Here is a 12,583-nt window from a genome sequence, read left to right as displayed (position 1 = left end):
TTGTATCAGTTATAAAATCATTATTTTAAACTTCCAACCATATCTTCAGGTTTTACCCATTCGTCAAACTGTTCAGCGGTTAATAATCCAAGATTGACGGCTTCTTCTTTTAATGTAGTACCATTTTTATGGGCTGTTTTGGCAATTTTTGCAGCATTTTCATATCCGATATGGGTATTTAAAGCTGTCACAAGCATTAGAGATTTGTCTACAAGCTCTTTAATTCTCTCATAATTCGGTTCAATACCTACAGCACAGTGCTCATTGAAAGAAAGACATGCATCAGCAATCAATTGGGCAGACTGTAAGAAATTGTACGCCATCACCGGTTTGAAAACATTCAGTTCATAATTCCCCTGAGTTCCGGCAAAAGAAATGGTAGTATCATTTCCTAAAACCTGAGCACAAACCATGGTCATTGCTTCGTTCTGAGTAGGGTTTACTTTTCCAGGCATAATGGATGAACCCGGTTCATTCTCAGGAATGTGAATCTCTCCGATTCCTGAACGCGGTCCAGAAGCCATTAGCCTGATATCCTGAGCGATTTTAAATAGAGACACAGCCAGCTGCTTTAATGCACCGTGGCTTTCCACAATGGCATCGTGAGCAGCAAGCGCTTCAAATTTATTTTCAGCCGTAATAAAAGGATGCTTTGTGAATTGAGCAATATATTCGGCCACCTTTACATCATATCCGTTAGGTGTATTTAAGCCGGTTCCTACCGCTGTTCCTCCCAATGCCAGCTCAGAAAGATGAGGTAATGTATTCTTTAAAGCTCTCAATCCGAATTCCAGCTGAGCTACATATCCGGAGAATTCCTGTCCAAGTGTAAGCGGTGTAGCATCCATCAGGTGAGTCCTTCCGATTTTGACAATATCTTTGAAAGCTTTCGATTTTTCAGCCAGCGTATTCTTTAATTTTTCCACTGCAGGAATGGTTGCTTCCACTACTTTTGTATAAGCAGCGATGTGCATGGCTGTAGGATAGGTATCATTGGAAGACTGGGATTTGTTGACATCATCATTCGGATGAATTTCAGACTTCTCACCCAATGTCCCTCCGTTATTCACATGAGCCCTGTTCGAAATGACTTCATTGACGTTCATATTCGACTGTGTTCCGGAGCCTGTCTGCCAGATCACCAATGGGAACTGGTCATTCAGTTTTCCTTCCAGTATTTCATCACACACTTTGGCGATCATATCTCTTTTTTCAGCAGGAAGTACTCCCAGATCGGTATTGGCATAAGCTGCTGCTTTTTTCAAATAAGCAAAAGCTTCAATGATTTCATGCGGCATTGAGCTTTCAGGTCCTATTTTAAAATTGTTTCTGGAACGTTCTGTCTGTGCACCCCAGAATTTATCTGCAGGTACCTGCACTTCTCCCATGGTGTCTTTTTCTATTCTGTAATTCATAGTGGTTGAAATTTGTATGATCTTTATTTTTAAGTCAAAAAAATGTTGACATTATTCATGTTTAATGAAATAAATAATGTTTTGGCTTTGGTTATTTAGCTTCTATAAAGGTACTTATAAACTCAGAAACCTACAATTTATAATCATTATAAATATCAATTTAAGTGACTGATTTTACTCATATTTTTTTAAGGAGACGTATTTTTGTACAAACAAAAATTGAATGGATTTTAGATATCAGGATCCGTATCCTATTCAGAAAGATGATACGGTGTACAAGAAGCTTACATCAGACTATGTAAAGGTTGAAAAACTGGGTGACAGAGAAATTTTAACAGTAGATCCTAAAGGGTTGGAATTACTGGCAGAAGAAGCAATGGCAGATGTTTCTTTCATGCTTCGTTCTTCTCACCTGGAAAGCCTTAGAAGAATCATTGATGATCCTGAAGCTACCGATAATGACAGATTCGTTGCGTACAACCTTTTGCAGAATGCTGCAGTAGCTGTTGAGGGAGCTCTTCCTTCGTGCCAGGATACCGGTACTGCTATTGTAATGGGAAAAAAAGGAGAAAATGTATATACAGGAGTAGATGATGGTGAATACCTAAGTAAAGGGATTTTCAATACCTATCAGAAAAGAAACTTAAGATATTCTCAGGTTGTTCCTTTGACGATGTTTGATGAGAAGAATTCAGGATCTAACCTTCCTGCACAGATTGATATCTATGCTAAAAAAGGAGATTATTACGAATTTTTATTCTTAACAAAAGGAGGAGGTTCTGCCAACAAAACATTCCTATATCAAAAAACGAAATCTTTATTGAACGAAAAATCTCTTGAGGAATTCATCAAAGATAAGATTTCAGATCTGGGAACAGCTGCCTGCCCGCCTTATCACTTAGCGTTGGTAATCGGAGGTACTTCAGCAGAAGCCAACCTTGCGGCTGTTAAAAAAGCATCAGCAAAATATTACGATAATCTTCCGACAGAAGGAAATGAGGCCGGACAGGCATTCAGAGATCTTGAATGGGAAGCTAAAGTTCAGAAAATCTGCCAGGAAAGTGCCATCGGAGCTCAGTTCGGAGGAAAATATCTAACGCATGACGTAAGAGTGATCAGACTTCCGAGACACGCTGCATCCTGCCCTGTAGGAATGGGAGTTTCCTGTTCTGCAGACAGAAATATCAAAGGTAAAATTACAAAAGATGGAATCTTCCTTGAGCAGCTGGAGCAGGACCCGAAAAGATTCTTACCAGATACGCCTCCACATCTGGAAGAAGCAGTGGAGATCAATCTGAATAAACCAATGCCGGAAATTCTTGCTGAACTTTCTAAGTATCCGATCAAAACAAGATTAAAACTGAACGGGACATTAATCGTAGCAAGAGATATCGCCCACGCAAAAATCAAAGAAATTATCGACAGCGGGAAACCAATGCCTGAATATTTTAAAAACCACCCGATCTATTATGCAGGACCTGCAAAAACTCCGGAAGGAATGGCTTCCGGAAGTTTCGGACCTACTACTGCGGGAAGAATGGATGTTTATGTAGATGAATTCCAGAGCCATGGCGGAAGTATGATCATGCTGGCAAAAGGAAACAGAAGTAAAGATGTTACCAATGCCTGCAACAAATACGGAGGTTTCTACCTTGGATCTATCGGAGGACCGGCTGCTATTCTTGCTAAAGACAATATCGTATCAGTAGATGTGGTTGACTTCCCTGAATTAGGGATGGAAGCAGTAAGAAAAATCGAAGTAAAAGACTTCCCAGCATTCATCATTACCGATGATAAAGGCAACGATTTCTTCGCAGATCTTGCCCATTAATTAGTTTAAAATTAAAATAAATAACAAAATAGAACGCTGATCTTTTGTGTAAAAAGGAAAAAAGTTCTATTTTTGCCTAAAATCTTTAAGAGAATGATAACGATTTTATCAGCATTTTGGCCGTTCTACCAGTTCCTATGGACTATTTTCTTCATTACTATGTTCTTAGTAGGGTTCTGGTGTATTTTTATGTTCTTCGGATTAGTAATCCCAATGTGGCTAACTGAAGGTTTGAAAGAGTATTTCGGAAAAGTAAAGCCTTTTGATCCTGAAGACATCAGAAGAAAGCTTATTACTGAGCAGGAAGGAGTAGAGGTGATCTATAACGAGCCTAAAGGAAACGGACCTTTCATTCACGATCACGGACATCATCATTAATTGATTGTCATTGCTTTTTCACCTGAATTCTGAAAAAGTAATATCAAAGCAAAACAACATATATAAACCGCTTAATTTTTTAAGCGGTTTTCTTATTTATTATTCCTCAGACGTTCAGGAGATATGCCAAACTTCTTTTTGAATGCCCTTGTAAAATTCTGCAGATATTCGTAACCGCATTCTATTGCGATTTCTTTGATCATTATTTCTTTATTGGTGATTAACTTTTTAGCTTTCAGCATCCTGAGTTCTGAGATATAATGAGCGATTGTTGTATGGTATCGGGCTTTGAATTCCTTTCTGATAATGTTTTGATTCATCCCAATATATTTTCCAATCTCTTCCGCTTTTATATTCCTGTGATAATTCTCATCAATGAATTTTCTGATCATTTCAGGAGTCTGTGGAACGGATTCCAATATATTTTTCTCATTGAACTGCTCAAATATCAAAATAAGAAGCTTGATGATTTTGGCTTCAATCAATAATTTCTGCATGATTCCCCGCTTGGTATTGCTCACAATTTCCATTACAATCATATGCATTTCAACCGTCATTTCAGGGGGCGTGTTTTTATGAAGGAATAGAAAACGATTGAGGACCATATTTTCAAGAATTTCAGCATTCTCACGATTAAGTTCCGGATTGATCAGGTTAGAAATATACTGATAACTCATCTGAATCTGAAGATATTTCAGGATTTCTATTTTTTCTGTCCAAAGTTCAGCCGTGCTTTCCTTTGGAGAATAATGCAAGATGTACTGGTTTTTTCTGAATAAAAACTTCGTTCCGCAATCAGGAGCCTCTAAACTGATATCATCACTCAGCAGGAAAATAAGATTAAAGCTTGATTTTCCCTCCAGTATATGAGATCTTAAAGATTGGTCAGGACACAGGTCTTCCTGCATAATGATTTTGATGTCTTCGGAGCTGAACAGCAGTCCACTTTTAAATGGTTTTTTCATACAGCATATTTTACAGCTATGATACAACTACTTAATGTAAAATCCCCTGTAGGATAATCAAAAGTTCGAAAATGATAACCTGGGATTAATAATCTGAGGTACTTTTGCGCAAAATTAAATTAAATTTAGAATAATTAAAAATAATATTTTGTATGTTTAGAGATTTACATTTTGCAATACAAAAAATCAGTAAGGGATTAGCGCTGCTCACCATCGCAGGAGGCTCTCTGTGTGCTCAGCAATGGGAGAATGTAGGAGGTGTTCAGAATGTATCTGCTGGGGGAAGTGGTTATAATAATCTTGTTATTGATAACTCGGGGAATTACTATCTGTCTTATTATGATGTTTCTGTAGCCAAGGGTTCTGTTCAGAAATTTAACGGAAGTTCCTGGTCTTATTTGGGTGGAACTGCCGGAGTAACTACTGGAATAGCCACTTACAATTCATTATCTGTAAGCCCGAACGGAAACAGTATTTATTATACCAATCAGCTGAGTTATCCTGGGTCCGGAATGGAAGTACGTCTGTTTACAGGATCTTTATGGTCTCAGCTTCCTAACGCTACAGATAGTGCTGTGAACTACCAGGCTTCTGCAGTATCTTCAGATAATATTATATTTACTTATGGATCTTATGGTTCCGGAACAGTAAAACGATATTTTGGAGGTGCCTGGGAGCAGGTTGGAAATTCAGGATTTTCAGGAGGTGCTGAATTTGCTGAAATGGTTATCGGAACCAATAACATGATCTATACATGTAATGTTTCCGGAGGTTTAAAGGTTTATCAGAACAGTACAGATGCAGGCCCATTACAAGATTGGAGTCTGGTAGGAGGAGGAGCTGTAGATGCTGCTTCATCAGGTGAGCAGTACAATGCTGATATCGCTTTGGACGGAACCAATACTATTTATGTAGCTTATGTTTCAAATTCAGGAGAAGGAAAAAAACTGAATGTTAAAAAATTTGACGGGAACTCCTGGATCCAGGTTGGAAATGCTAACTTTTCAGATGGGAAAGTTCAGCACATTGCTCTGGCGGTAACCGGATCTGGAACACCATATGTGGTAGCCAGCCGTTTCGAAAATGATAATTTCCTGAGAAATACCGTTTATAAGTTAGACGATTCACAAAACTGGATTCCTTTTGGGGGAGACTTTGTTTCAGATGGTGAAGCAAAATACAACGATCTGGCCATAGATAAGTCACAAAATTACCTGGTTCTGGCGTATTCCGATGATACAACAAAAGTTAAAAGAATTTCTCTGAACCTAAATCCACAAACATGCAGCAATACAGACCCCGGAACCAATACAGGTGATATAGGCTGTGTAAGTTTTATGTATCGCGGCCAGCAGGTTGCTTATACTACCGTAAGAGGAGCAGATGGAAAAATATGGCTTCAGCAGAACCTGGGAAGTACACAGGTTGCTTCATCAGCAGCTGATGCCAATTCATATGGAGATCTCTTCCAGTGGGGAAGATGGGATGATGGCCACCAGCTGAGAAACTCTCAGGTAGTACAGGCTCCATCACCGAATACTCCTGAAGGGACAGGCGCTACAGGAGGGGGGTATATTGCGGGCTCTCCGGCTTGGTGGGCTGGTTTTGCAAGCGGAGATACATGGACTGGTGTCTCTGTTGCTGATGTTAATGCATCGGTCGGAGCAGATCCTTGTAAAGCAATAGGTGCAGATTGGAAAATGCCCTCTCAGGCAGACTGGTCAGCTTTAGTAGGGGCTGAAGGTATCTCCAATCCGGCAACTGCTTATAACAGTAATCTTAAATTACCGGCAGGTGGATATAGAAGCTCAGGTAATGGTGACTTTACTTTTGTAGGACAAAGAGGATATTTCTGGAGCTCTGATACGTCAAGCTTAGGAGGAAAATATCTGTATATCGGATCAACAATTGCGAATCCGTCGGCTGGTGCCATGAGAGGACAGGGATCATCAGTAAGATGCATCAAACCTACATCTTCTTTGAGCACATCAGAAATTAAACTTAAAAATGATGTGGTGAGAATCTATCCTAACCCTACAAAAGGAATTCTTATGGTTAAATCTGATTCAGGGATTGACAAAGTAAATATTATCAATGCGGTAGGACAAAGAATGAATGTGCAATTTTCGGACAATCAGATCAACATGACTGAATTTGCTTCAGGATTATACATCGTAGAATTAAAATTAAAGAACGGACAGATCGTTTCTAAAAAGATTATAAAAGATTAATCCAATTGAATGGTAAGATATTCGCCCTATAAAAAATAGTTCATTACAATTACTTTTATTGGAAGGCTCATGAAAATTTCATGAGTCTTTTTTATTTATTTTCTTCTGAAAACGGCAATATTACCGGGAACTGAATAAAAATAGTCAATATGAACAAAAATTAATCCTATATTCGATAAAAAATAAGACATGAGAAAATTTTATTCCGTTGTTTTTCTGCTGATTACAATGGGTGTGTTTGGGCAGATTAATTATACGATTTCTCCCAATCCGTTCAATGAATCTGATGCTATTACGCTTACCGTTCCGGGAGATCAGATTGACGAATCTGCCTGGGGAGCTTCCAATAACGCCATTTATATCTGGAGCTGGTCGTTTGATACCAATTATCAGAACAGTCAGGATTGTCCTACCAATGGAAGCTGGAACAGTTCCAACGATTTGAATAAGCTGAATTATAATGCTGCAACAGACAGCTATTCACTTACTTTTACTCCAACTGCTTTCTTTGGGAGAACAGGAATCGGCAGGTTTGGGTTTTTATTAAAAGATAAAACAGGATCACATCAGACTTCTCCTGATATTTTTGTCAATGTGGGTACTTTAAGCTTAAGCCTTACCAATCCTCTGGCAAATAGCCTGACCTCTGTTCCGGTAGGGAATTCTATCAATATCACCGCGACAACCAACGTCAACGCAACATTTCAGTTGAAAGCCAACGGAACTGTTATCAATGCTGCAACAACGCCTTCACAATCTTATTCCTACAGTTATACCGTTACTCAGGATACCAATATGGAGCTGGTTGCCACACAGGGATCCAATTCTAAGGCTGCAACATTTATTTTACAAGTCCCGAGAAACGTAGTTTCTGAAGCAATACCCAACTGGATCAGACAGGGAATCAACTATCATCCGACAGATCAGACCAAAGTAGGACTGGCCTTATATGCTCCTGGTAAAAACTTTGTCCATGTCATCGGAAGCTTCAATAACTGGATGGTGAATGATACGTATTTAATGAAAAGAGATACAGCTAATCCTGATCTGTACTGGATTGAACTGATTGGTTTGACTCCTCAGCAGCTCTACACCTTCCAATACAGGACAAATGATCTGAGAAAAGTAGCAGACCCTTATTCACCACAAATTTTATCTTCTTATGATGATCAGTGGATTTCTGCTGCTACCTACCCGAACTTGCCTGCATTTCCTGCCGGACAGGGTTTTGAAGTTTCAACATTTAAAACAGGGCAGACTGCTTATAACTGGCAGGTTGCCAATTTTCAAAGACCCGCCAAAGAAAATCTGGTTGTCTATGAATTATTATTGAGAGACTTTACTCAGGAAAAGAACTGGCAGTCATTAATCAATAAAATTTCTTATTTAAAGAATTTAAAAATCAATGCGATAGAACTGCTTCCCATCATGGAATTTGACGGAAACCTTTCATGGGGATATAATACTTCTTTCCATTATGCATTGGACAAAGCTTATGGAACTCCTGAAAAATTCAAAGAATTTGTAGACCTCTGCCATCAGAACGGGATTGCGGTGATTCTCGATGTGGCATTCAACCACGCTACAGGACGTTCACCTTTAGTAAGGCTCTGGAACATAGATCCGGATGGTGATGGCTATGGCGATGTAGCCCCGGATAATCCTTACTTTAATCAGGTTCCAAAGCATTCATACAATGTATTCAATGATTTTAACCATACCAGTCCTTCAACGCAATATTACGTTGAAAGATGTCTTCAGCAATGGCTTACTGAATATCACATAGACGGATTCCGCTGGGATTTAACCAAAGGATTCACTCAAAGCTGCTCTGCAAATGATGAAGCCTGTACGAATGCTTATCAGCAGGACAGAGTGGATATTATGAAACACTATGCAGACAGACAATGGGCTATTGATCCAAATTCTTACATGATCTTTGAACATCTGGGAACAGATGCAGAAGAACAACAATGGGCTAACTACAGAATAGCAGAAGGAAAAGGTGTTATGCTTTGGAATAAACAGACAGACCCTTATAATCAGAATACGATGGGATATAAGGAGAACAGCAACTACGATCGTATGAATCACAGCCTTCACGGCTTTACGAATATGAGTGCTGTAGGCTATGGAGAAAGCCATGATGAGGAAAGACTGATGTTTAAAAATCTTGCCTACGGTGCAGTAAATGGAAGTTATGATGTTAAAAACCTGAATACAGCTCTTGACAGAATGAAAACTTTCGGTGCAACCTTCTTTACCATTCCGGGGCCTAAAATGATCTGGCAGTTTGGAGAATTAGGTTATGAATTCAGCATCAACAGATGTGCGGACGGCTCCATCAACAGTAGTTGCAGAACGGATGAAAAACCTGTTGCATTCACTTTAGGATATGATACCAATGTGAACAGAAAGGCTGTGTATGATACATGGGCTAAAATTATCGCGATCAGAAATGCTCATCAGATTTTCAAAACCAAAACTTACAGCATAGAATCCAATAATCTTGCAAATGATCCAAACGGACTGATCACCAGGATTTATTTATATGATACAGCTATTACCACAGGGATAAAAAATATAGTGGTATTGGCCAATTATGCTACTTCTGTACAAAATGTTATTCCTTATTTTCCTTACACGGGTCAATGGCAGAATCTGATGGATGACAGTATTTTGAATGTGGTTTCTATAATAACACCAATCACTCTGCAGCCGGGAGAGTTCAGAATCTTCGGTAATTATGCAGGTGCTTTATCAACAGCGGGTACCAATGCCGCTAACAAGCTATCTCTTCTGATTGCAGATAATCCGATTCGGAACGGGGCAGCTAAATTAATTTACAACCAAGCAAAAAACGGAGAGATTTCCATTTTTGATATGACTGGTAAAAGGTTGAGTTCATTCAAACTGGAAAAGGAAAATGGCATCCGCGAAGTGAAAATCAATTATCCGGCAGGAACCTATCTGGTACAGCTGAAATCAGACACAGGAATGGTAATTCAAAAGATGATTATTCTATAAAATAAATACAATACAGTAAAAAGGCAAATTTGCGGATCAGCAGATTTGTCTTTTTTTGTAAGTTCAAAAAAATAGTCTACTTTTGCGGTAGATTTATCAAGAAAGGTGGAGGGATTTGGCCCCGTGAAACCTTAGCAACCTGCACGGTTCCAGAAGTGTAAAGGTGCTAATTCCAACCCAAAGGGGGAGATAAGTGAGATCAATACTCTATATGAATTCCATTTCTTGAAGTCTTGTGTGTCTGCGGAAGAATCCGTTGGAGTAAATGATTAATTGGCAAAAAAATGAAAAAATTAAGTACAGCCGTATTGCTGCTTGGAGTAATTTTGGTGGCTGCTCAGGAGAGCGAGGAGAAAGGAAAACAGATTGAGGATATTGTCATCGTTGGAAACCGTAATGTCAAAAGAACAAAGCTGGAGACACCAGTTCCGGTAGATGTGATTAATATTGACAAAATCCAGAGAAGCGCTCCACAGATGACAGCTCAGGATCTTCTGAATTATGTGATTCCATCGTTTAATGCCGTGAGGCAGTCTGCTTCAGATGGTACAGAGCATATTGATCCCGTAACCCTGAGAGGCATGGGACCTGATCAGGTCTTGGTTTTGCTTAACGGAAAAAGAAGACATTCTACTTCTTTGGTAAACTACCAGAATACAGTAGGGAATGGATCTGTAGGAACAGACCTAAGTACTATTCCCGTGATTGCAATTGACAGAATAGAAGTTCTAAGAGATGGAGCTGCTGCACAATATGGATCTGATGCCATTGCAGGGGTGATCAATATTATTCTTAAGAAAAATGTCGGAGCTTCGGCAAGCCTTACTTACGGATTAAGCGGAAGAAACGATGGTGATACTTATCAGGCAGGAGCCAACTACGGAACTTCATTAGGAAAGAAAGACGGTTATATTAACCTTTCACTGCAGTTAAGCCACAGAGGAAAGACAACAAGAACACAAAATCATGACCTGGATATTTTTGAGAATAATTTTGCTTATGCATTTGCAGATGATCCCGATGCGGCCAGAGCTGCGGATGATGCAGAAATTCAAAAAAGAGGATTGACCCGCGACGATTTTAATTTTCAGATCGGGGATGCCCAGATCAGACAGGGGCAGTTATTTTTCAATTCGGAATATCCTTTCAACGATAACTTCAAACTGTATTCTTTCGGAGGTTTCAGCATCAAAGAAGGAAGAGGTTTTGGTTTCAGAAGGCTTCCGAGCGAAACATCTAATGTCGTTTCATCCATTTACCCGAATGGTTTTCAGCCCACACTGGCATCTCAGATCTATGATGTTTCTTATGCTGTGGGAGCAAAATATAATGCCAATGACTGGCTTTTTGATCTTAGCAATACCTTTGGAAGTAATACTTTCAATTATAATGTAAACAATACCAATAATGCTTCACTTGGGGCAAAATCACCCACACGTTTTTACGCCGGCGCGCACAGCTTTCTTCAAAATACGGTTAACCTCGATGTTTCCAAAAATATAAGCCGTTTCAACATCGCATTCGGAGGAGAATTCAGGTTTGAACAATACCAGATCAAAGCCGGTGATGAAGCTTCTTATTCCCAATATGACATCAATGGAAACATTGCCACTGAAGGAGCAACGGTGTTGGGTGCAGGTGGATCTCAATCCTTTATTGGGTTTTCTCCAAACAATGCATTGAAAAAAGACAGGCATTCTACAGCTGTATATGCAGATGTTTCTTATGATCTGGATAAAAAACTGAATATTGATGCTGCTGCGAGATTTGAAAATTATTCAGATTTCGGAAATACTCTGAATGGAAAACTGGCTGTACGATATGAGTTTATAAAAAATTATGCAGTAAGAGCAGCAGTGGGAACAGGATTTAGGGCTCCTTCCCTTCAACAGCAGTATTTTAATAACTCTTATGCGGATATTTCTACTTCCGGCGAGAAGATTGTTACAAAAGGAATTTTTAGTAATGACAGCAAAGCCGCTGAAATTCTTGGATTTGATAAACTTAAGCAGGAAACCTCTGTAAACGGAAGTGCCGGATTTACTTTAAACCCTGTAAAAGGACTGTTGATAACCGTAGATGGATATATCATTAAAGTAAAAGACAGAATCGTTATTACTGGAAATATAACAGATCCAAGATTGTCAGATCCAGCAGTAGTAGGACAGGGAAATGAGGTAGAAAGCGGAAGATTCTTTGCCAATGCTATTGATACCGAAACGAAAGGAGTAGATGTCGTAGTAACCTATGACTGGATTCTTGGCAATGGAAAATTAAATATCAATCTTGCCGGAAACTATACAGAAACGAAAATCACAGATTTCCATTTTCCGGAAAACCTGGGAACCCCTCAGAATGAATTTTTTGGACCGGATCAGATCAATATCATTGAAACACTGTCTCCCAAAACAAAAGCTTCATTAGGGCTAAATTATGGAATCGGGAAGTTTAATTTTCTCGTGAGAAATACCTATTTTGGTAAAGTAATAAGAGACGGCTATCCATTTGGAGGAGTGCAGGAATTCTCACCAAAGGTAGTTACAGATATCAGTGTTGGTTATAATATCACTAAGAGTATCAATTTTACGATAGGAGCCAATAATGTATTCGATGTTTTCCCGGATCGTCAGATTTATGAAAATTCATATTATGGAGTATTTAAATATGCGCCGGTTCAGATGGGAACGCTGGGGAATTATTTCTTCGGAAGACTTAATTTTAATTTTTAATCATTAA

Annotated in this window: 7 protein-coding genes and 1 riboswitch; of the genes, 5 read left to right on the top strand and 2 right to left on the bottom strand. The window is 39.1% G+C overall.

Annotated elements, in window-relative coordinates:
• Window positions 1-20: 20 nt before the first annotated feature.
• Window positions 21-1,415 carry a class II fumarate hydratase gene (gene fumC, locus AC3FI7_RS15205; protein WP_142725163.1) on the bottom strand — a complete coding sequence of 465 codons (1,395 nt, stop codon included), beginning with the start codon at window positions 1,413-1,415 and terminating at the stop codon, window positions 21-23.
• A gap of 223 nt (window positions 1,416-1,638) precedes the next feature.
• Between fumC and AC3FI7_RS15200 the strand changes: the two genes are divergently transcribed.
• On the top strand, window positions 1,639-3,246 hold the full coding sequence (locus AC3FI7_RS15200; protein ID WP_491460432.1) for a fumarate hydratase: 1,608 nt from the start codon (window positions 1,639-1,641) through the stop codon (window positions 3,244-3,246).
• A gap of 93 nt (window positions 3,247-3,339) precedes the next feature.
• Window positions 3,340-3,624 (top strand): hypothetical protein, encoded by a 285-nt coding sequence (locus AC3FI7_RS15195; RefSeq protein WP_172617096.1) that lies wholly within the window; start codon window positions 3,340-3,342, stop codon window positions 3,622-3,624.
• Between the two features lie 92 nt (window positions 3,625-3,716).
• Here AC3FI7_RS15195 and AC3FI7_RS15190 read toward each other — a convergent pair whose 3' ends face one another.
• Window positions 3,717-4,589, bottom strand: a complete 873-nt coding sequence (locus AC3FI7_RS15190; RefSeq protein WP_491460431.1) for a helix-turn-helix domain-containing protein — start codon at window positions 4,587-4,589, stop codon at window positions 3,717-3,719.
• A gap of 152 nt (window positions 4,590-4,741) precedes the next feature.
• On the opposite strand from AC3FI7_RS15190, the gene AC3FI7_RS15185 reads away from it, so the two are divergent.
• From AC3FI7_RS15185 to AC3FI7_RS15175, 3 genes are all read left to right on the top strand, one after another.
• Window positions 4,742-6,820, top strand: a complete 2,079-nt coding sequence (locus tag AC3FI7_RS15185; protein ID WP_491460430.1) for a T9SS type A sorting domain-containing protein — start codon at window positions 4,742-4,744, stop codon at window positions 6,818-6,820.
• 189 nt (window positions 6,821-7,009) lie between these two features.
• Window positions 7,010-9,847, top strand: a complete 2,838-nt coding sequence (locus tag AC3FI7_RS15180) for an alpha-amylase family glycosyl hydrolase (protein ID WP_491460429.1) — start codon at window positions 7,010-7,012, stop codon at window positions 9,845-9,847.
• 90 nt (window positions 9,848-9,937) lie between these two features.
• Window positions 9,938-10,043, top strand: a riboswitch (SAM riboswitch).
• An 88-nt stretch (window positions 10,044-10,131) separates the two neighbouring features.
• Window positions 10,132-12,576, top strand: coding sequence for a TonB-dependent receptor plug domain-containing protein (locus AC3FI7_RS15175; RefSeq protein WP_491460428.1), 2,445 nt, complete (start codon window positions 10,132-10,134; stop codon window positions 12,574-12,576).
• Window positions 12,577-12,583 lie beyond the last annotated feature (7 nt).

This window comes from Chryseobacterium sp. TQ-BC-N36 (assembly GCF_058382295.1).
The sequence above is the reverse complement of the archived record's forward strand: the minus strand, read 5'-3'. Positions and strand labels throughout refer to the sequence as shown.

Bases quoted from the DNA above. Each gene is read 5' to 3' on its own strand.
- AC3FI7_RS15185 (WP_491460430.1), top strand. From the start codon at position 4,742: ATGTTTAGAGATTTACATTTTGCAATACAAAAAATCAGTAAGGGATTA.
- AC3FI7_RS15200 (WP_491460432.1), top strand. From the start codon at position 1,639: ATGGATTTTAGATATCAGGATCCGTATCCTATTCAGAAAGATGATACG.
- AC3FI7_RS15175 (WP_491460428.1), top strand. From the start codon at position 10,132: ATGAAAAAATTAAGTACAGCCGTATTGCTGCTTGGAGTAATTTTGGTG.
- AC3FI7_RS15190 (WP_491460431.1), bottom strand. From the start codon at position 4,589: ATGAAAAAACCATTTAAAAGTGGACTGCTGTTCAGCTCCGAAGACATC.
- AC3FI7_RS15180 (WP_491460429.1), top strand. From the start codon at position 7,010: ATGAGAAAATTTTATTCCGTTGTTTTTCTGCTGATTACAATGGGTGTG.
- fumC (WP_142725163.1), bottom strand. From the start codon at position 1,415: ATGAATTACAGAATAGAAAAAGACACCATGGGAGAAGTGCAGGTACCT.
- AC3FI7_RS15195 (WP_172617096.1), top strand. From the start codon at position 3,340: ATGATAACGATTTTATCAGCATTTTGGCCGTTCTACCAGTTCCTATGG.